General features: G+C 65.8%; 17 protein-coding genes. 4 read left to right on the top strand and 13 right to left on the bottom strand.

Annotation, left to right across the window (positions count from 1 at the left end; translation table 11 throughout):
- Positions 1-151 precede the first annotated feature (151 nt).
- Entirely contained in the window at positions 152-808 is a 657-nt protein-coding gene (locus AQZ49_RS16455; RefSeq protein ID WP_231739279.1) for a response regulator transcription factor, read from the bottom strand.
- On the bottom strand, positions 805-2238 hold the full coding sequence (locus AQZ49_RS16450) for a PAS domain-containing sensor histidine kinase (RefSeq protein ID WP_067618047.1): 1434 nt from the start codon (positions 2236-2238) through the stop codon (positions 805-807). The genes AQZ49_RS16455 and AQZ49_RS16450 overlap by 4 nt, the downstream gene beginning before the upstream one ends.
- Before the next feature lie 409 nt (positions 2239-2647).
- Between AQZ49_RS16450 and AQZ49_RS16445 the strand changes: the two genes are divergently transcribed.
- Positions 2648-3784 (top strand): alkene reductase, encoded by a 1137-nt coding sequence (locus AQZ49_RS16445; protein ID WP_067618045.1) that lies wholly within the window; start codon positions 2648-2650, stop codon positions 3782-3784.
- Positions 3781-4962, top strand: coding sequence for an MFS transporter (locus AQZ49_RS16440; protein ID WP_067618042.1), 1182 nt, complete (start codon positions 3781-3783; stop codon positions 4960-4962). The genes AQZ49_RS16445 and AQZ49_RS16440 overlap by 4 nt, the downstream gene beginning before the upstream one ends.
- Before the next feature lie 13 nt (positions 4963-4975).
- Here AQZ49_RS16440 and AQZ49_RS16435 read toward each other — a convergent pair whose 3' ends face one another.
- Positions 4976-5575: a helix-turn-helix domain-containing protein gene (locus tag AQZ49_RS16435; RefSeq protein WP_067618040.1), complete on the bottom strand. Its 600-nt coding sequence runs from the start codon at positions 5573-5575 to the stop codon at positions 4976-4978.
- Positions 5576-5836: 261 nt separating this feature from the next.
- Between AQZ49_RS16435 and AQZ49_RS16430 the strand changes: the two genes are divergently transcribed.
- A complete protein-coding gene (locus AQZ49_RS16430; RefSeq protein ID WP_067618038.1) occupies positions 5837-9958 on the top strand; it encodes a trifunctional serine/threonine-protein kinase/ATP-binding protein/sensor histidine kinase in 4122 nt (1373 codons plus the stop codon).
- Between the two features lie 23 nt (positions 9959-9981).
- On the opposite strand, the gene AQZ49_RS16425 is transcribed toward AQZ49_RS16430, so the two are convergent.
- The 8 genes from AQZ49_RS16425 to AQZ49_RS16390 all read right to left on the bottom strand — a co-directional run bounded on the left by AQZ49_RS16425 (position 9982) and on the right by AQZ49_RS16390 (position 17012).
- Positions 9982-10611, bottom strand: coding sequence for a response regulator transcription factor (locus tag AQZ49_RS16425; RefSeq protein ID WP_067618033.1), 630 nt, complete (start codon positions 10609-10611; stop codon positions 9982-9984).
- Positions 10612-10718: 107 nt separating this feature from the next.
- Entirely contained in the window at positions 10719-11411 is a 693-nt protein-coding gene (locus AQZ49_RS16420) for a YoaK family protein (RefSeq protein WP_067618031.1), read from the bottom strand.
- 31 nt (positions 11412-11442) lie between these two features.
- On the bottom strand, positions 11443-12831 hold the full coding sequence (locus AQZ49_RS16415; RefSeq protein WP_082701848.1) for an alginate export family protein: 1389 nt from the start codon (positions 12829-12831) through the stop codon (positions 11443-11445).
- Entirely contained in the window at positions 12828-13247 is a 420-nt protein-coding gene (locus AQZ49_RS16410; protein ID WP_067618023.1) for a DoxX family protein, read from the bottom strand. Before AQZ49_RS16410 ends, AQZ49_RS16415 begins: the two co-directional genes overlap by 4 nt.
- Positions 13244-15097, bottom strand: a complete 1854-nt coding sequence (locus AQZ49_RS16405) for an amidohydrolase (RefSeq protein WP_067618020.1) — start codon at positions 15095-15097, stop codon at positions 13244-13246. The genes AQZ49_RS16410 and AQZ49_RS16405 overlap by 4 nt, the downstream gene beginning before the upstream one ends.
- 30 nt (positions 15098-15127) lie before the next feature.
- Positions 15128-15394, bottom strand: coding sequence for a XapX domain-containing protein (locus AQZ49_RS16400; RefSeq protein WP_067618011.1), 267 nt, complete (start codon positions 15392-15394; stop codon positions 15128-15130).
- Positions 15395-15455: 61 nt separating this feature from the next.
- Positions 15456-16112, bottom strand: a complete 657-nt coding sequence (locus AQZ49_RS16395; RefSeq protein WP_067618009.1) for a hydrolase — start codon at positions 16110-16112, stop codon at positions 15456-15458.
- A 63-nt stretch (positions 16113-16175) separates the two neighbouring features.
- On the bottom strand, positions 16176-17012 hold the full coding sequence (locus tag AQZ49_RS16390; RefSeq protein ID WP_067618388.1) for an alpha/beta fold hydrolase: 837 nt from the start codon (positions 17010-17012) through the stop codon (positions 16176-16178).
- A 547-nt stretch (positions 17013-17559) separates the two neighbouring features.
- On the opposite strand from AQZ49_RS16390, the gene AQZ49_RS16385 reads away from it, so the two are divergent.
- Complete coding sequence (locus tag AQZ49_RS16385; protein ID WP_231739278.1) at positions 17560-18429, top strand: VOC family protein; 870 nt, start codon at positions 17560-17562, stop codon at positions 18427-18429.
- Between the two features lie 46 nt (positions 18430-18475).
- On the opposite strand, the gene AQZ49_RS16380 is transcribed toward AQZ49_RS16385, so the two are convergent.
- Positions 18476-18907: an OsmC family protein gene (locus AQZ49_RS16380; protein WP_067618007.1), complete on the bottom strand. Its 432-nt coding sequence runs from the start codon at positions 18905-18907 to the stop codon at positions 18476-18478.
- A 12-nt stretch (positions 18908-18919) separates the two neighbouring features.
- The gene (locus AQZ49_RS16375; RefSeq protein WP_067618382.1) at positions 18920-19837 is read right to left on the bottom strand and encodes a pirin family protein; all 918 of its coding nucleotides are present in this window, start codon (positions 19835-19837) and stop codon (positions 18920-18922) included.
- Between the last annotated feature and the right edge of the window lie 39 nt (positions 19838-19876).

Here is a 19876-nt window from a genome sequence, read left to right as displayed (position 1 = left end):
CTGTCATGGCCGCCGGGCTGGGTGTCGGCAAGGACCCGGTGGGAGGGGGGGATGGGTTGCCCCTGCCGACGTGATCCATCTGGACTGCCGCGCCGGCGCGGTCACTCATCTACAAGTATGGGATGGCCCACCGATGGTTTGGACCCGCCGATCAGCCGCGATCATAGCGTGATGTGGTTGGCTTTATTCCCAGAAGTTCCGCCATCCGCACCAGATCAGCCAGCGATGGCGCCTGCATTTTGCGCATCAGGTTGCCGCGATGGATCTTGACGGTGATCTCGCTCAGGTCCAGCCGCCCGGCAATCTGCTTGTTCATCAGTCCGGCGATCACCAGGTCAAGCACGTCGTGTTCACGCGGGGTCAGGCTGTCATAACGGGCGCGTACCGCATCGCGATCGCTTTGCGCGGCACGCCGTTGCAGGCCGTGCGCCAGGGCTTCGTCGACCGCCGCGATCAGCGTGGTTTCCGCCACCGGCTTGGCCAGGAACGTGATCGCGCCCGATTTCATTGCCGCGACGGTGCTGGGGATATCGCCATGGCCGCTGAACAACACGATCCCTGCCGCGATCTGGCGGCTGCCCAACTGCTGCTGCACATCGAGGCCACTGCGCTCGCCCAGCCGCAAATCGAGCAGGATGCACGCGGCCTGATCCAGCAGGGGGCTGCCGAACAGGCCCTCCGCATCGGCAAATCCGACGACATGATAGTCGAGGCTGCGCAGCACGGTTTCCGTCGACAGCCTGACATCGTCATCATCATCGACCACGCAGACCAGGGGGCGGATTGCGCCGGTTCGTTCGGTCATCATCGCAGTGCCTCGTGCGTTCCGGCGCAGCCATCGCCAGCCAGCGGGAGTGTGAAGGTGAAACTGGCGCCATGCGGCACACCGTTTTGCGCGGTCAGCGTGCCACCGAGGGTTTCCACCAACGATCGGCAGATCGACAGGCCGATCCCCATGCCGTCGGCCTTGGTGGAATAGAACGCTTCGAACAGGCGCCCCATCGCATCGGCCGGCACGCCCGGTCCGTTGTCGCACACCGTGACCGCCAACTGGCCGGCGCCGGTCGGCTCGGCCATGATCTTCACTTCGGCGCTGCCGTCGGGTCGCGCCGCCTGGATCGCGTTCATCACCAGATTGACCAGCACTTGCTGCACTTGCACGCGATCACCCACAACCCGGGGCAAACCGGGCGCCAGCGTCTGGGTCAGGCGAACTTTGCCGCGCCGTGCCTCGGTTTCGAGCAGCGCCAGCACTTGCGCGGTCAGATCGGCCAGATCCAGCGCTTCGGGCCGCGCGGGCACTTTGCGCGCCATGTCGCGCACCCGGCGGATGACATCGGCCGCGCGCTGGCCGCTGGCAATGATCCGATCGATGCATTGGCGCACTTCGGCCATGTCGGGTTCGGGCTGGTTCAGCCAGCGCCGGGTCGAATTGCCATAATTGATGATCGCGGTCAGCGGCTGGTTCACTTCGTGCACGATCGACGCCGACATCTGCCCCAGCGTGGCGACCCCGGCGGCATGCGCCAGTTCGGCGGACAAGTGCGACAGTTGCATGCGCGCCTGATTGCGCTCGGCCTCGCTGGCGATCTGTTCGGTCAGATCGATGCTCGATTCGATCACCCCGATCGGCTCGCCCGCGGCATCGGTGCGCACCAGCCAGCGACTGGCCAGCGTCAGGCGGCGGCCATCGCGGCACGTTCGTTCGATATGCCCGGCCCATTTCCCCTCGCGGCACAGCGCGAGGTCGGCCTTGCCATCGGGAATGTGCGATTGCAGCAAGTCGGCGCAGACACAGCCGATCGCCTCGTCCCGCGTCCAGCCATAAAGCGTCTCGGCACCGCGATTCCAGTCGATGATGCGGTCGGTCCGATCGCGGATGATCACCGTATCGTGCGACAGGTCAAGAATGCGCGCCTGTTCGTCGAGCGAACGACGGGTTGACCGGTCGCGCAGCGAAAGCACCACGGTGATCGCCTGGGCGACCAGGCTGACGATCAGCCGCACCAATGCGCCGTTCCATCCGCCCAGACCGTGCCCGATGGCAAACGACGCCACCGTCAGCCCTGCGCAGGCCGCACCGCACATCAGCAAGGCGCGCTGCCCCACCGGCGCAACCAGCAGGATGACCGCGATCTGCAGCACCGCAATTGCACCGTTCAGCGGGGTAAATGCATCGATGACGAAGATGCCCAGCGCCAGGACTGCCGCAACCAGCAGGGTGATGTCGCGCTTCATGCGCATCTCCGGCCACCTCATCCAGTGCTGTCACGGTTGTCCTTGCACAAGCGTCGGTCCGCCTGGCCACGCCGCCATCGAGACTGCGATATGCTGTTATTTCAGCGTATCTGGCCACCATACGTGGGTATGGGCCACCCATGCATCGGCATGGTCGGCGCGTACCAGGGCGCGCTAATACTCCCGTATGAATTACGGCGATGGGAACGCGGTTTATAAAACCGCCCATGCCGCCGCCTGTCCGCACGGCATGATCGCAGGTCGGGATCAACCGGCCCCCTTCTCGCCACCACGAACCGCAGCCCGATCAGGATCCCCACGCCACCGTGCGCGCAAGGTGCGTGCGCGGGTGCCAGACTGCAAGAAAGGAATGTTACCCATGTCCTCACCCATTATGCCCTCACCCGTTATGTCTTCGCGCCTGTTCACCCCCATCCGGATTGGCGATCTTGCCCTGCCCAGCCGGATCGTCATGGCACCGTTGACGCGGTCACGCGCCGCGCCGGGCAACGTTCCGTCGGACATGGCGATCGAATATTATCGCCAGCGCGCCAGCGCCGCGTTGATCATCACCGAGGCCACCCAGATTTCGCAGCAGGGCCAGGGCTATGCCTGGACACCGGGGATCCATTCGCCCGAACAGATTGCCGGCTGGCAACGCATCACCGACTCCGTCCACCAGGCCGGCGGACGCATGGTCCTGCAACTGTGGCATGTCGGGCGGGTGTCGCATCCGGTGTTCCAGCCCGGCGGCGCACGCCCGGTCGCGCCCAGCGTGATGCCGGTTCCGGCGCGGGCATTTGTGCCGGGCGAGGATGGCAAAGGCGGTTACGCCGACATTCCCGAGCCACAGGCGCTGACCCAGGCCGGCATCCGGGCGATCATCGCCGACTATGCGCAGGCCGCGCGCAACGCCATTGCCGCCGGGATGGATGGCGTCGAGGTGCACGCCGCCAACGGCTATCTGCTCGATCAGTTTCTCAACAGCGCCAGCAACCTGCGCGACGATCGCTATGGCGGGTCGGTTGAAAACCGGGCCAGGTTGCTGCTTGAAGTGGTCGATGCCGTCTGCGCCGAAATCGGCAGCGCGCGGGTCGGGGTGCGCCTGTCGCCGATGGGCCGCAGTTTCGGCATGGACGAGGCCACCCCCGAGGCGATCTTTGGCCTGGTCGCGCGCGAACTCGATCGACGCGGGCTGGCTTATCTTCACCTCGTCGAACCCACCGTGCGCGATCGCGAAATCCTGACTGACGTCGATCCCCGCGCCGAGGCGCTGATGGCCGCCATCCGCGCCACCTATCGCGGGCCGCTGATGCTGGCAGGCGGCTATACCCGCGCGCTGGCCGAACAAGCGCTGGCCTCCGGGCGCGGCGACATCATCGCGTTTGGCCGCCCGTTCATCGCCAACCCCGACCTGCCCGCCCGCCTGGCCCTCAATGCCCCGCTCAACGAACCCGACCCGACACATTTTTTCGGTGGCGACGAAAGGGGTTACATCGACTATCCGGCGCTCGCCAGCCAAGCGCTTCAAGAGGCCGAGTCATGACCACGTCCACCACCAACCCAACCCCCGTCGATCAGGTCGGCGGGGGTGTGACCCTGGCGATGGCGGCCGCCACCGGGCTTGCCGTCGCCAACATCTATTACAACCAGCCCATGCTGGGGCAGATCGAACGCGATCTGCCCGGCGCCGTGACCGGCATGGTACCCACGGCCACGCAACTCGGCTATGCGGCGGGGCTGTTCCTGCTGGTGCCGCTGGGCGATCTGGTGGAACGTCGACGGCTGATCGTCGTGCAATTTGTCGCGCTGGCGCTGGCGCTGACGGTCGCCGCGCTGGCACCGGGCGGTGTGGCGTTGCTGGCGGCCTCGTTGTTGCTGGGTCTGGCCGCCACCGTCGCGCAGCAGATCGTGCCGTTTGCCGCGCACCTGGCCTCGCCCGAACGGCGCGGCGCCACCGTTGGCACGGTGATGGCGGGGCTGTTGTGCGGCATCCTGCTCAGCCGGACGCTGGCCGGGTTCGTTGCCGACACCGCCGGGTGGCGCGCGATGTTCTGGCTGGGGGTGCCCCTGGCGCTCGGCACGGCGGGGTTGATGGCGACGATCCTGCCGCACAGCCGCCCCGACAGCGACCACACATATCGCAGCCTGATGGCATCGCTGTTCGATCTGTGGCGCACATTCCCCGCGCTGCGCCGTGCGACGATGACGCAGGCGCTGCTGTTCGGCGCGTTCAGCACGTTCTGGACGATCCTCGCGCTTCATCTTGCCGAACCGCGGTACAGTCTGGGGGCGAGCGCGGCGGGTCTGTTCGGGCTGGTCGGTGCGGTTGGCGTGCTGGCCGCACCGGTGGCGGGCCGCATCGCCGACCGACACGGGCCGCACCGGGTGATCCGGCTGTGCGCGGCCCTGGCCATCGTCGCCTGGGCGCTGTTCGGGCTCTGGCTGTCGATCGCCGGACTGGTGGCGGGGTGCATCGTGCTCGATTTCGCGGTCCAGGGCGCGCTCGTGTCGAACCAGCACGTGGTCTATGCCCTGCGGCCAGAGGCGCGCGCGCGGCTCAACACGCTGTTCATGGGTGGCATGTTCATGGGCGGTTCGGCCGGGTCGGCGCTCGCCATGGTGCTGTGGACGCATTGGGGATGGGTCGGCGTGTCGGGGCTGGGCACCGCGCTGGCCGTGCTGGCCCTGCTTGTCGATATCGGAAAATCACCTGCGCACTAGGTGCGCAGCGGGTTCAGCCCTGCTGCCTGGCGCGCCGCCAGGTCAGCGGGGTGGTTCCGACCAGCTTGCGGAACAGCCGGGTCAGATGCGCCTGATCGGCCAGACCGCAGGCGATCGAGATCGTACCCAGGGTATCGGTCGTGGTCATCATCAGGTGCTGCGCGTGGCGGATCCGCCGCCGGGTGATATAGGCATGCGGCGGCTCGCCCAGACTCGCCTTGAACGCACGGCAGAAATGTCCGGATGACAATTGCACCAGATCGGCAAGCTGTTCGATCGGCAGCGGCGCATCGATATGCGCATCGATATGGCGCCGCACCCGAAAGATCTGCCACGGCGCCAGGCCGCCCTTGATGCAGGTTGCCCCTGTCTCGAGCCCGCCGTCGGGCAGATTGGCCGCTTCGGTCAGGCGCGGTACCAGTTGCAGCGACGGCGTCCGCCGGGGCATCGGTGGCGCGCCCAGCATCGTGGCGATCTCGTCCAGACAGGCGTGCGTCCGCCACGGCGCGACCGGAATGGTCTCGCGCGCTTCGTGCAGCAGCGCGCACAAAGTCGCCAGTTGGGCCGAAGACAAGTTACGGGTCGGCTCGCGCAGCGACTGGATCGAAATCATACCGGTCCTTTCGAAAGCAGGATTGCCGTCGTGCCAGCCTATGCACCTGCCGAACGGGGGCGAAAATCAGCCACTGGTTATCGCAACCCCAACCTTTGGTATGGCTGGCCCCGGGCGGCACTCCTGCGCTATCGAACCGATTGACCGCCACGCGCGCGCAACGCCGGTTCGTCCGAGCCGGTTCGGCACGATGCGAACCGGTCCAACCGCAACAGGGACCATGCCAGCCCATTCCGCCCTATCCTTGCTCAGCGGGCCACGATGACCGGGACATTGCCTGGTACGGACCCTGATCGGTTTACCTACAAACGATTGTTTGGCCGGGATGGCGAGCATCGCGAACTCCTGAACCAGTTCTCCCAACTGACCCGGGACAACGCCGGACGCATTGTCATGTTGCACGGTCCGGCAGGCATCGGCAAATCGGCCCTGATCCAATCGTTTCAGCGCGCCCTTGGTGGCGACCGCCACGGCTTTGCCGCGGGAAAATGCACCCGAGCCCAAAATCAGCCACAACTGTTCCCGTTTGGCACGGCCATGGCGCACCTGATCGGCGAAGCGCTGGTCAGCGAGGCGTGCGATCTGCGCCATTTGCGTGAAACCCTGCTGGCGGCGGTGCGCGGGAACGAGACTATCGTGGCCGACCATATCCCGGAATTGTACCAGATCATCGGCCAAGGCTGGCGCAGGCCGGATTTGCCGCTGAAATTGATCGAAACGCGCATTTGCACGGCACTTGCGCAGGCGTTCTGCGCATTTGCCCACCCGCGCAGGCCGTTGATCCTGGCCATCGACGATATCCAGTGGGCCGACAGTCTGAGCCTGTCGTTCATCGCCAGCCTGGCACGGTGCATGCCCGCCAACCTGATGCTGATCCTGTCGTTTCGCGATCCGTGGAGCGACGGCACCGCGCCCGACCCCCATTTCGTCACGCTGATCGACCAGATCCGGCCCCTGGCACACGACGTGCCGGTGCGCGCGATCCCGCAGACCGCAATCGGCGATCTGTTGGCCGCACGGCTTGGAGACATCGATCCGCGCATTGCGTGGCTGGCCGACAGCCTGGGCGAGATGACCGGCGGAAATCCGTTGGCGCTGGTGCAGCGGCTGCATTGGCTGCGCGAAGAAGGCGCGATCGTGTTCGATCAGGGCCGCCAGCACTGGACCGGACGGCGGCGCGTGATCATCGATGTGGTGCAACGCGACGCGGCCGACGATCCGGTCAAGGGCAGGATCGCCCGCCTCACCCCGATACAGCGCGGCCTGATCGAGGTGCTGGCGGTGCTGGCTGTCCCGTTGCCGCCCTGGCTGATTGCCGAAATGACCGGCCTTGCACAGACGGCGATCATCGACGCGCTGATCGCGCTGGCCGACATGCAGATCCTGCGTCGGTCGGACGACGATTTCGCGATGTTTCATGATCGGGTGCTCGATACCGTGGTCGGCGGACTGTCGATGACCGACAAGGCGCAGATCCAGATCGCCGGAGCCTGCGCGATCGTCCGACACAGCGACGCGCTGGCCCCGGATTGGCACTTTCGCGCGGCCAGTCTGATGCGCGATGCGATCGTCAGCGGCGTCCTGCCCGATCCGTCGCAGCGCCTGGCCGGTGCCAGCCATTTGCTGACGATTGCACGGATCAATCGCCAGTGCGGAGCGCTCGACATTGCGGCGGGGCTGACCAATGCGTTTCGCGCGATCGCCGACCCCCGATGGTGGGACACCCATTATGCCATGATGATCGATGGCGAATTTCTGGAAATCGATATTCTGCTGGCCAATGGCCTGGTCGAACTGGCCTGCCAGCGGATCGAATTGCTGCAACACCGCGCACGCACCGACGAGGACCGCGCCCAGGCCTTGCAGTATCTGGCCCGCGTGCTGACCGTCCGTTCCGACTATGACGGCGCGATCCAGGCCGCACTGTCCGGACTGGACTTGCTGGGGGTGCATGTGCCGCGCCATCCCACCCGCGCGCAATGCGATGCCGTGCAACGGCGGCTGGACCATCTGTTGTCGCGGCAGGATGTCGCCACACTGGTCGACCTGCCCCCGTGCGAAGACCCGCGCGCGCTGCTGATCAGCCAATTGCTGGCCGCGCTGTTGCCTGCCTTGTTCGACAGCCCCAACATCCGCTTTTACCACGTGGCGCTGCTGGTCGAATTCACCCTGCTCCACGGCATCTGTCCCGCCTCGCCATATGGTCTGAGCTGGTACGGGGTCACAGTCGCCGATGCCTACCATCGCTATGCCGATGGCATGGCGCTGGGCCGCGCCGCACTCGCCATCATCGACTGGCACGGGTTCGAGGCCAGCCGGACCGAAACACTGGTGGCGGTCGACCAGTTGAGCCCGTGGGTCGAACCCGCCGCAGCCTGTCTTGACTGGGTCGATGCCGCGATCAAGGCCGGGCAGGCCTCGCTCGATCTGGGTATGACCTGTTATGCACGCAACCATCTGATTTCCGATCTGTTGTTTGTCGGCGCGCCGCTTGACGAAGTCGAACGCGAGGCTGACAGCGCGCTCGAACTGACCCGGCAGATCGCCTTTACCGACATCGAACAGTTGATCGCGGCGCAGCGCGCGTTTGTCCGCCTGCTGCGGTTTGGCGAAGCGCCGCCACCGGTCGACCCGGCCATCCGGTCGCCCGCCACATTGTACTGGGTGCATCTCAACCGCGCGGTCGGCGCCTATATGACCGGCGACGATGCCGCCGCCCTGCGCCACTTTGCCGCGCTGGAGCCGGTGGAATGGTCGGTGCCCGCGCATATCGACACTGCCAGCCGCACGCTGTTCACCGCGCTCGCAATAGCGCGCATGCTGCCGGCGGACGCGGCCCCCGATGCCATCGCGCCGCATCTTGCCAAATTGCGGCTGTGGGCGGGGATCAATCCGGATACCTTTGTGCCCAAGCTCAAGCTGGTCGAGGGCGAATTGGCCCGGATTGCTGGCGACGGCATCAGTGCGCTTGCCGCGTTCGACACTTCGGCCCGGCTGAGCGCCGGGTTGCCGCACAACCAGGCGATCGCGCATGACCTTGCCGCAGCGCTTGCAACCGGGGCCGGTCTGCATGCCACGGCCGATCTTCATCGCAAGGCGGCGATTGAAAACTATGTCCGCTGGGGCGCCAAGGCCAGGGCCGATGTACTGGAAGGTGCCCTGCCCGATGATCCGGCAGCAGGCGAGCGCCCGGCGATCCTGACCCTGACGTCCGAGGCGGCCATGGCGCTGTCCCGCGCGTGGTTCGACGAAACCGACCTGCCCACGCTGCGCATGCGCATCCTGGAATGCCTGATGGACTTGTGCCGGGCACGCTCGGCGGCGATTTTTGCGGTGGATGACGGCGGGGTAGAGCGCGTCGCGCAGATCGGCGCGTGCGAGGATGCGCACGAACCGGACTGGCTGGCCGACATCGCCCGGCTGCGCAAGGCGACCATGTCGATCGCTCCGCCGCGCCGGTTGACGTTGCCATTGTTGCAGCGGGGCGAATTGATCGGCGCGGTCGATCTGCGCGACCATCGGCTGGATCGCCCGCTGCTGGCCCGACAAGTCTATGTGCTGAAACTGTTGTCGGCCCAGGCGGAAATTGCGCTGAGCAGCGCGCGGTTGCACACCCAACTGGCGCATGAGGCGGACAAGGCAGTCGCGGTGCAGAATTCGTTGCGTGCGGCGCGGATCGAAATGGCCCGCAACAGCCACTGGATCGCGCTGGGCGAATTCGCCGCCACGCTGTCGCACGAGATCAACCAGCCGCTGTCCGGCATCGTGCTCAACGCCGCAGCGGCACGCCGCTGGCTGCGCCAGGACGCGCCGGTGATTGCCGAGGCAATGCTGTCACTCGATGCCATTGCCAGCGCCGCCGCGCGCACCGCCGATATCGTCCGCGCCACCAAGGCGCTGACCAGACAGGAACCGCCCTCTCCCGGCAAAGTCGATATCAACCACCTTGTCGCGGACGTCTGCGCCATGCTCGAGAACGAAATTCTCCAGACCGGGGTCGTCGTCACGATCGAGACCGCCAACACAGACTTGTGCGTGATCGGTGACAAAGTGCAGTTGCAGCAGGTCATCATGAACTTGTTCATCAACGCCATGGATGCGCTGGAGGCCAATCCGGTCGAGGATCGCAGGATCGGCCTGGCCGTGCTGACCGGCCCCGACACCGTGTCGCTGCGCATCGACGACAATGGTCCGGGCATACCCGATCCCCTGGTCGAGCGGATTTTCATGCCGCTGGTGACATCGAAACACAAAGGCACCGGCATGGGTCTGGCCATCTGCAAATCGATCATGGCCGCGCACAACGGCGATATCCGGCTGGTCCCGCGGCTGGCCAGAGGTTGCAGCTTTGTCGTGGAGTTGCCGCTTGAGCGCCCGGCCTGACCGGCGCTGGCGGATGATCGCGATCAATCGAGCTGGCTGCGATCGTTGAAGCGGACCAGTTCGGCCACACTGCGCAGGCCGAGCTTTTTCATCAGGCTCGACCGGTGCAATTTCACGGTGATTTCGCTCAGACCCAATTCACCGGCAATCTGCTTGTTCATCAGTCCGCGCGCCACGCCTGCCAAGACATCGCGTTCACGCGGGGTGAGCAAGGCCAGTGTATCGCGTTCCCGCGAGCGGGTGTTGCGCCGCTGATTGGCGGCATGCGCCTGCGTCAGCGCGGCGCGCACCGCGTCGAGCAGATCCTGTTCACGAAACGGCTTGGTCAGGAAATCGACCGCACCGGCTTTCATCGCCTTGACGCTCATCGGGATATCACCAAACCCGGTGATCAGGATGATCGGGATCGCTTCTCCCGACGCGTTGAGCCGCTCTTGCAGTTCCAGCCCGCCCAGTTGCGGCATCCGGACATCGGCAATCACGCAAAATGCGCCGTCCGGCCACGGCCTGGCCAGTGCCTCAAGCGCGGAACTGAACACCAGGGTGGCAATCCCGACCGATCGCAGCAGGCTGTCGATGCTGCCGCGCGTGTGCACGTCATCGTCGATGACGACCACGGTCTCCCGATCAGCATTCCCCAGCGATACCGCCATTAGCTAGCCCCGCACACCGGGGATGAGCGCCATCGCCCGCCGCCCGTCGCCCCTGGGATGGCAATAGTGCGGCCACCTGGCAAAATCAAACTTTCGTCCGTGCGCCATCACTCCACCGCGTGGGGTCTGGCCGTGCTGGAATGCAGGCTGCACAGCGCCGTTGCGGCAACCGTGATCAGGCCTGCCGAAACCAGCGGCACCACCAGCCCGAACCGGCTGACCAGCGCCGCGCCGATCGCCGCACCGGCCAGAATGGCCAGCACCGCCGCGATCCGCCGTCCCAGATTGGGGTCATGCCCCCCGGCCAGCCGCGAATCCGCCGCCAGACCCGCCAACGTCAGCGTCACCACCGTCGTGGTCAGATCGGGCACTTTGAGCTGACGCACGGTGGCATTGCGCAGCCCCATCGCGGCGGCGGTCAGCATGATGATCGGATAGAGACCATCGCCCGCGCTGGCCGCAGGACCGGCCGCGCAGGCCGCCGCAAGCGCAAACAGCGTCGCCTCGATCACCGCCGCGTGCATCAGCCAATGGCGCAGCGGGCGCGCGGCCGCGTGCCGTCCCAGAATGCCGGCCGCCAGCGATCCCGCCAGAAACCCGATCAGCGACAGCACCAGCGGCAACGCGGCAAAGCCGGCCGTGCCGACCAGCGCAAAGCCCAGAAACACGACATTGCCGGTCATGTTGGCGGTGAACACTTTGCCCAGCCCCAGCACGCTGACGGCATCGACCAGCCCGGTCACGCCCGACAACAGCACCAACAGCGCGGGCAAAGGGCTGGTAGGGACCTTGAACGGCATCGCGCGATCTCCCTTTTCAATGGCGAACTTGTCAGTAGCGAAAGCTCGCTTCGAGCCCGATCAGCCCGAGGTTGCCGTTGTGGCCCAGCGCACGCAAGCTGCTGCCCGGCTGCATGATCGAGGCGGAGGCCGACAGCGTCAGTTCCTGGGTGGCGCGCCAGACCGCCTTCATTTCGGCCTGTCGGCCGATGAATGTCCCGCTGCCGCGGGCCGGTACGCCGATCAGGTTGCCGGGAATGTCATAGACCCCATCGGTGGTGCGCATGCGCCAATAGGCCAGCAGCGACAGGCTGGTGGTCAGGCGCGGATCGGGATGCACGCTGGCGATGGCATGCACGTTCTTGAGGTTGCGCGGCCCCACCGGCGACAATTCGCCGAAATATTTGCCTTTGGGGAACAGCGCGTTGAAATCGCCGAGATGACGGTCGGTCGGGCCGCCGTCGCCGCTGATCAGATTGGCGCGCACCGTCAGCGATGGCGCCAGCGGCGCCTCGGCCCAGGCGTGGACGGCTTCGAGCGAGGTGCTCCAGGCCAGGATCGGTTGCGCGTCGAACTGGCCGAACTGGCCGATCACCTCGGAATTCCACGACCAGCCGCCGCTGGCGCCATAGAACCGCGTGCCCAATGTCTGGCGCAGTTCGGTACCGGCACCCTTGGCATAGTGTGCCAGATCGTTGTGAAACCCCAGGTAATAGAGATCGAGACCGATCCGGTCGGTCATCTGATCGTTGCCATAGACGCCCCACAGCGCGACGTTCGGGTTCGACCGGTCGTTGAAATTGCCCAGCCGGCTTTGCACCGGGCGCACCCAGAACGCGGTTGCCCGCCAATGGCTGGCATGGACGATCACCCGCCCCCCGTCATAGGCCAGCGGCACGTTCGGGCCATAGCGCGTGCCGACCAGCCGTTCCGCACCCAGCGCCATCTGTTCGCGCCCGGCGCGAAAGATCACCGTCGTGGTATCGTTCAGATGGACATCGACATCGGCAAACGCCTGCAGGATATCGAGCCCGGTCTGATCGGTCGGCCCCGGCCCGCCGCGCACCCCGATCGCATAGGCCGCGATCGGTTCGACAAAGGCGCGCACCGGCCCCGACTGCAAGTCGAAATAGGGCATTGCGCGCAGCCACAGATAATCGTTGTCGCCCGGCCCGCCGGTCAACGGATCGAGGTTCGCTTCATACCGCGAACGCAGTTCGGCCCCGGTGATCAGGTGCGTATCGTCGCCCAGCGGAATATATTTGAACGCGCCGGTCCAGTGCGCCGCGCGCAAGTCGGGATCGGCCAGGCTGCTCCAGTCTTCATCATAGCGTTCGGAACTGAGCGTGGGAGGTTGCCACGATTCAGAATTTGCGGTGCTTTGGGCCACTGTCGGATGCGGCAGACACAACGCCAGCAACGCCCCCCATACCCGTTTCACGGTCGCGCGCCGCTGCGGATGCCATCGACCAGCGCCAGCAGCATGAACCCGCCGATGATCGCGGCATGTTCGAAAAAGCCTGCCATCTGCACCGCGCGCTCGGGCCCGCTGACCAGCCAGAAGGCATGTGCCAGCAACGTGGCGATCGCGGTGAACACCGCCAGCATCCCCGCGCCCAGCCAGCTCCACCCGCGCGAGAACACCAGCGCCGAGCCGACCAGTTGCACGACGATGGTCGTGGCCGCGACCAGTGCGGGTGCGTCGGGCACCAGACCTGCCGCCTCGACGATGGCGCCGTGAAAGTCGGCCAGTTTGACCACGCCGCTGACCGCAAACGGCGCCACCAGGCACAGGCGCGCAAGGACATGCATGGCCGGCATGCTGTCGATCGCGACAATCGCGCGGGGCTGGTTCATACCGCCCAGCACCCGCACCCGAACACGCCCCAGAACCCTTGCGCGTCGCGCGTTGGTGCCGCTGCGCCCAACGCCGCGGCGTGATCGTGGCCATGCACGCCGCATGCGCTGGCACAGCCGCAGGCGCCGGCGAGCTTGGCCGCGGCTTCGGGCGACTGGTAATAGCCACCCCTGCCATTGACCGGCGACCAGTCGGGCAGTGCGGGCGGCAGCTTTGGCGCGTGGCCCGCAAAATCGCCCGCGCCGTGCACCACTTGGCCGCCCAGCACGGTCAGCACCGCTTCGATATGCACGATCTCGGGTTCGGGCACGGCAAAGTAATCGGCTGACAACAGCGCCAGATCGGCCAGTTGCCCGACCTTGATCTGGCCCTTTTTGCCCACTTCGCTGGAAAACCAGGTGTTTTCATGGGTCCACAGCGCCAGCGCCTTGTCGCGCGAGACACGGTTGGCCACCGGATACAGGCTGGTGCCGCCAACCGTCTTGCCGGTCACCAGCCAACTGAGCGACACCCACGGGTTATAGCTGGCGACGCGCGTGGCATCGGTGCCCGCGCCGACCGGAACCCCGGCGGCGATCATCGCCTTGATCGGCGGGGTCGTCTCGGCCGCGCGATGGCCATAGCGTTCCATGAAATATTCGCCCTGGTACGCCATGCGATGCTGGATCGCGATGCCGCCGCCAAGCGCCGCGACGCGATCGATATTGCGCTGCGAAATCGTCTCGCAATGGTCGAAAAACCAGTTGATGCCGGTCAGCGGGACATCGCGGTTGACCTTTTCGAACACGTTGAGCGCCGCCGTGATCGTCTCGTTATAAGTGGCGTGCAGGCGCCAGGGCCAGCGATTCTCGGCCAGCAGGCGGATCACCGGTTCGAGATCGCCCTCCATTGTCGCCGGAACTTCGGGGCGTTCGACGCGGAAATCCTCGAAATCGGCGGCGGAATAGACCAGCATTTCGCCCGCGCCGTTGTGGCGATAGGTATCATCGCCCTGCCCCGGTGTGACCTGTTTGGCCCAGCCGGCAAAGTCGGCCAATTCCTCCTTGGGCTTTTGCGTGAACAGGTTGTAGCTGATCCGCAAGGTGAGTTCGCCATCGCGGTGCAAGTCCTCGATCACGGCATAGTCGTCGGGATAGTTCTGGAATCCGCCCCCGGCATCGATCACCCCGGTCACGCCCAGACGGTTCATTTCGCGCATGAAATGGCGGGTCGAATTGCGCTGATATTCCGGCGGCAGCTTGGGGCCCTTGGCCAGTGTGGCATAGAGGATCGTGGCGTTGGGGCGCGCCAGCAACAGCCCGGTCGGATTGCCCGCGCCATCGCGCACGATCTCGCCGCCCGGCGGATTGGGCGTATCCCTGGTGTAACCGACCGCACGCAAGGCCGCGGCGTTGAGCAGCGCACGGTCATAGAGATGCAGGATGAACACCGGCGTATCGGGCGCCACGGCGTTCAGTTCGGCCAGCGTGGGCAGGCGCTTTTCGGCAAACTGGTGTTCGGTAAACCCGCCCACCACACGCACCCATTGCGGGCTGGGCGTGCGCGCCACCTGGGCCTTCAGCATCGCCATGGCATCGGCCAGCGTGGGCACCCCGTCCCAGCGCAGTTCGAGGTTGTAGTTCAATCCGCCGCGAATGATATGCATGTGGCTGTCGATCAGCCCCGGAATGGCGCGCAGGCCTTTGCCTTCGATCACCGTCGCGTCGGGTGCAGCGGCCGCGCGCACATCGGCCTCGCGCCCCACGGCGGCAAAGCGGCCATCGCGCATCAGCACGGCCTCGGCTTGGGGATTGGCGCGGTCGAGCGTCGCAATGCGCGCGTTGACGATCAGCAGGTCGGTCGAGGGCATCGGGCTACTCCGCAAGATGGGATCGTCGGATCAGGAATGGGGTGTGTCGCATTTGGCGGGCGCAGCATGGGTGGTGCCGGTGCCCAGCACTTGCGGCGCGCAATGGTCGCGCACGAACACGCCGACATTGTGCCCCTGCCAGTACTGGCGCAGCGTCGGCACGACTTGTTCGCCAACCAGCATGCCGGCCAGACCGATCAGCGCGATCATCGGCGGGGCGGGCGAACGGACCCCCAACAGGCTGTAGACAACACCCACCAGCAGGCCTGCGCCCAGGGAATAGATATACAATTTCATGGCGTTGCCTCCAGCCAGCCAGGCGGCGGGACACGTGTGGTGCCCCGCCCCCCGCAATCGATCAATGGGCGCCTTCGGACGCACCGAACATCGTCTTGGCATATGTCACGCCAAGGCCGTAGGCCCCGCCCAGCTTGCGCGCGACGCCGGTGGTGGCATCATAGGTTTCACTGCGCGCCCAGTCGCGCTGCAGTTCCAGCAGGTATTGCAGCGCGGTCATCGGCCGCGCTCCGGCCTGGATCATGCGTTCGATCGCGCGTTCGTGCGCTTCGCTCGACACATCGCCGCAGGCATCAGCGATGACATAGATTTCAAAGCCCTGGTCGATCGCCGACAAGGCCGGGCCAACGATGCACACGCTGGTCCACAGACCGGACAGCACGATCCGCGATTTGCCGATGCGGTTCACTTCGCCGATCACCGCGGCATCTTCCCAAGTGTTCATGCTGGTGCGGTCAAACAGCGCCTGGCCCGGAAACGGATCGGTCACTTCGTAGAACATCGGCCCCGAAAAGCTCTTTTCGGCAACCGTCGTCAGGATCGTGGGAACCTTGAACTCGGCGGCGGCGCTGGCCACCAGCGCGGCGTTGTTGCGCAACAGCGTGGTATCGATCGACTTGGTGGCGAACGCCATCTGCGACTGGAAATCGATCATGATCAGCGCGTGATCGGTGGGCGAAAGCAGCGCGCTGCCGGGGGTCGGGGTGGCGATGGGCATTGGCAATTCCTTTGCTTGCGTGATGAGGAAATGTCTGGAGGGGCGATTTTGCGCCCGTGAACATCAGGTGCGGATGAATGCCAGCAGGTCGGCGTTGATCGCGTCGGCATGGGTGGTGGCCATGCCGTGGGGGAAACCGGGATAGATCTTGAGCGTGGCGTGCCTGATCAGCTTGGCCTGCAGCAGCGCGGCATCCTGATAGGGCACGACTTGGTCATCATCGCCCTGCAGGATCAGCGTGGGGACGGTGATCGCCTTCAGGTCTTCGGTCTGGTCGGTTTCCGAAAAGGCCTTGATGCCCTCGTAATGGGCGTTTGCCCCGCCTGTCATGCCCTGGCGCCACCAGTTCTGGATGATGCCTTGCGACACTGTCGCGCCGGGCCGGTTGAAACCGTAGAACGGCCCCGAGGCGACATCGAGAAAGAACTGCGAACGGTTGGCGGCAAGCGCCTGGCGAAATCCGTCGAACACCGCGATCGGCGTGCCGCCCGGATTGGCAGCGGTCTTGACCATCAGCGGGGGCACCGCGCTGATCAGCACCGCCTTGGCCACGCGCCCTTGCGGCTGACCATATTGCGCAACATAGCGGGCGACTTCACCGCCGCCTGTCGAATGGCCGATATGCACGGCATTGCGCAAGTCGAGGTGCTCGGCGACGGCGGACGCGTCGGCGGCATAGTGATCCATGTCGTGGCCCGTGCCGACTTGTGCCGATCGGCCATGCCCGCGCCGATCGTGCGCAACCACCCGATATCCCTTGGCCAGAAAGAACAGCATCTGCGCATCCCAGTCGTCCGAACTCAGTGGCCAGCCATGGTGGAACACCAGCGGCGTGGCATCTTTCGGACCCCAGTCCTTGTAGAAGATCTCGGTGCCGTCCTTGGTGGTGATGGTAGCCATGTCTTTGCGCTCCTTGGGATTCGAAGGGAGGGGTGAAAGCGAGGCGGCGATGGCCTCGGGGCCCGTGGCGATCAGTGTCGCCGCCGCCATGCCCGCCAGCACATCGCGACGATTTGCCCGCACACGCCCGGCCTGCTGGCCTTTGTCCGGTCGGTTTGCGGCCATGCGGGTATCTCCTGTACAGTTGGGAAACGGGTTGGCGATCGATCCGACCCGTTCGCGATCAAACATCGGCCGCATCGCTGCGGTTCAATGTCGCGGCGCAGTTGCCGTCGGGACAATGCTGGTTAGCGACAGTGACAGCCCCAACGCTTGAATGATCACGCGATGATTGGAACGATCCGGGCATTTCCTGTTGCACGCAGCGGCGCGGGCCGCGTGCCGCAATGGGCCGGGCCGGTGCAATTCGTGTCAGGTTCCTTCAAGCACCCGGCGTCTGGCTGTGGTCCATTGCCGGGGACCACCAACGGAGTTTGCCTGCATGCCCACCCGATCGTCCCAATCTCGATCCTCAGCCGTCCTGCTGCGCGCAACGGCCCTTGGCCTGTTGATCAGCATCGCGGCACCGGCCTGCGCACGGCCGGCCGGCCCCGCGCCGGCTGCGACCCCCGATTTCGCGGTGGGCGCGCAATACGACACCACCCACGTCTATGTGCAACCGCCCGAAGTCGATGCCTTTGTCGCCAGCTTCGTCGCGACCTTCGGCGGCGCCTCGACCAAGCAGGGGATTGCGCAAGTCACCCCGACGCCGTCGAGCACGTCGACCCAACTGGTCCAGACCCCGGCGGGCACGGTTTCGCTGTTCGGGTTTCGCACCGGCACGCCCTGGCCGTTTGGCAGCGAGCGCACCGGCTGGCTGGTGACCGATCTCGACAAGGCCGCCGCCGCCGCGCGCGCCGATGGCGCCGAAGTGATCGTCACGCCGTTCAACGATCCGATCGGGCGCGATGTGGTGATCCGCTGGCCGGGCGGGGTCAACATGCAGCTTTATTGGCATGTCACCGCGCCCAACTATGCGCCGTTCGCCACCCAGCCGGAAAACCGCATCTATGTTTCAGCCGACGCGGTCAAACCGTTCCTGGCCGGGTTTACCCGCTGGGCCCATGCCAAAGTGGTGGAAGACAACGCCCAGGCACCGGGCATCGAAATCGGTCGCGCGGGCGAAACTTATCGCCGCATCCGCCTGGCGTCGAAATATGGCCACCACGTGCTGCTGGTGACCGACGGGCATCAGCCCTATCCTTATGGCCACGAAACCACCGGCTATGCCGTCGGCGATCTTGATGCCGCGCTGGCCCGCGCCACCGGATCGGGCGCCAACGTGGTGGTGGCCCCGGTCGAGGCTGATCACCGACGCTCTGCCATAGTGGAATTCCCCGGCGGCTATATCGCGGAAATCCACCAAAGCGCCAATTGACGCGCCTCGATCCCCTTCGGTCGGCACAGACCGAAGGGGCCCGGCATCAAGTGTCGCTTTCCCCCTCGGCCAGCCGTGTGACGACCAGCGACCCGATCGTCAGTGTGTTGTGCACCGGGCAGCGTTCGGCAATCGCCAGCAATTTCGCGCGAACGGCCTCGTCCAGGCGCGGATCCAGCGTGATGGTGCGTTCGAAGCGGTCAGACGGGGTCTGGCCTGGCGCGCGGTGATGGGTGGCCTCGGTGCTGACCAGGCCGATTTCCAGACCCTTTTGCGCGGCATAGGCCCGCAAGGTCATCGTGGTGCACGTGGCCAACGCGGCCGCCAGCATGTGATAGGGCGTGGGTCCGCTATCGGTCCCACCGGCGTCGGCCGGCTCATCGGCGATCAGCGTCTGTCCGGCCAGTTCAACGCGGGACTGGAACGTACCCAGGCCGGTGCTGGTGGCAGTGGCGGTTGCGGTGTGCGTGGCAGGCATGGCTCTTGCTCCTCACTTCAGCTTTACGCCGGGGACGTCGTCGGGCAGCGGAATGAATTCGTGCTCGCCCGGCACATGGGCAAACCGGTCGGCGCGCCAGTCCAGTTTGGCCTGTTCGATGCGGTCGGCCCGCGACGACACGAAGTTCCAGTAGATGAAGCGCCGTTCGGGGAACGGTTCGCCGCCCACCAGCATCAGGCGGGTGGGTTCATCGCTGGTCAGCACGATTTCCGCACCGGGCTTCAGCACCACCAGTTGCGCGGCATCAAACCCGCCTTCTTGCCCTTCGACGCGCAAGCGCCCGGTTACCACGTAGATCGCGCGTTCGACATGATCGGCGGCAAAGCGATAGCGCGCGCCCGGCGCCAGGGTCAGATCGGCATAGATCATGTCGGAATACGTCCGCACCGGCGAAACCAGCCCGTCGGCGCTGCCCGCGATCAGCGTCAGCCGCGCGCCGCGATCTTCGGCGACCGGAATGGCATCGGCCTTGTAGTGGCTGAATTCGGGGGCGACTTCTTCGTGGGCAGTGGGCAGCGCGACCCAGGTCTGCAGCCCGAACAGGCTGCCGCCGGTACCGCGTGCGGTATCGGGCGTGCGTTCGGAATGGGTGATGCCCTGCCCGGCCGTCATCCAGTTCACTTCGCCGGGGCGGATGACCTGTTCGCTGCCCAGCGAATCGCGGTGCATGATTTCACCTTCCAGCAGGAACGTCACCGTGGCGAGGCCGATGTGCGGATGGGGCCGCACGTCGAGGGCCTGCTCGCCGGTGAACGCGGCCGGGCCCATCTGGTCAAGAAAGATGAACGGGCCGACCATGCGCCGATGTGCGCTGGGCAAGGCGCGGCGCACGGAAAAGCCATCGCCCAGATCGCGCACGGGGGGAACGATCACCGCATCGACGGGGGTCTGGGAAGAAACAAATGTCATGACTTGGCCTTTCATGGGCAATCCGGCGGCGGGGGCGAA

This window comes from Novosphingobium sp. FSW06-99 (assembly GCF_001519065.1).
Taxonomy (GTDB): domain Bacteria; phylum Pseudomonadota; class Alphaproteobacteria; order Sphingomonadales; family Sphingomonadaceae; genus Novosphingobium.
Note: the sequence above shows the minus strand (reverse complement) of the source record. Positions and strands in the feature narration are given on the sequence as shown.

Bases quoted from the DNA above. Each gene is read 5' to 3' on its own strand.
- AQZ49_RS16455 (WP_231739279.1), bottom strand. From the start codon at position 808: ATGATGACCGAACGAACCGGCGCAATCCGCCCCCTGGTCTGCGTGGTC.
- AQZ49_RS16450 (WP_067618047.1), bottom strand. From the start codon at position 2,238: ATGAAGCGCGACATCACCCTGCTGGTTGCGGCAGTCCTGGCGCTGGGC.
- AQZ49_RS16445 (WP_067618045.1), top strand. From the start codon at position 2,648: ATGTCTTCGCGCCTGTTCACCCCCATCCGGATTGGCGATCTTGCCCTG.
- AQZ49_RS16440 (WP_067618042.1), top strand. From the start codon at position 3,781: ATGACCACGTCCACCACCAACCCAACCCCCGTCGATCAGGTCGGCGGG.
- AQZ49_RS16435 (WP_067618040.1), bottom strand. From the start codon at position 5,575: ATGATTTCGATCCAGTCGCTGCGCGAGCCGACCCGTAACTTGTCTTCG.
- AQZ49_RS16430 (WP_067618038.1), top strand. From the start codon at position 5,837: ATGACCGGGACATTGCCTGGTACGGACCCTGATCGGTTTACCTACAAA.
- AQZ49_RS16425 (WP_067618033.1), bottom strand. From the start codon at position 10,611: ATGGCGGTATCGCTGGGGAATGCTGATCGGGAGACCGTGGTCGTCATC.
- AQZ49_RS16420 (WP_067618031.1), bottom strand. From the start codon at position 11,411: ATGCCGTTCAAGGTCCCTACCAGCCCTTTGCCCGCGCTGTTGGTGCTG.
- AQZ49_RS16410 (WP_067618023.1), bottom strand. From the start codon at position 13,247: ATGAACCAGCCCCGCGCGATTGTCGCGATCGACAGCATGCCGGCCATG.
- AQZ49_RS16405 (WP_067618020.1), bottom strand. From the start codon at position 15,097: ATGCCCTCGACCGACCTGCTGATCGTCAACGCGCGCATTGCGACGCTC.
- AQZ49_RS16400 (WP_067618011.1), bottom strand. From the start codon at position 15,394: ATGAAATTGTATATCTATTCCCTGGGCGCAGGCCTGCTGGTGGGTGTT.
- AQZ49_RS16395 (WP_067618009.1), bottom strand. From the start codon at position 16,112: ATGCCCATCGCCACCCCGACCCCCGGCAGCGCGCTGCTTTCGCCCACC.
- AQZ49_RS16390 (WP_067618388.1), bottom strand. From the start codon at position 17,012: ATGGCTACCATCACCACCAAGGACGGCACCGAGATCTTCTACAAGGAC.
- AQZ49_RS16380 (WP_067618007.1), bottom strand. From the start codon at position 18,907: ATGCCTGCCACGCACACCGCAACCGCCACTGCCACCAGCACCGGCCTG.
- AQZ49_RS16375 (WP_067618382.1), bottom strand. From the start codon at position 19,837: ATGACATTTGTTTCTTCCCAGACCCCCGTCGATGCGGTGATCGTTCCC.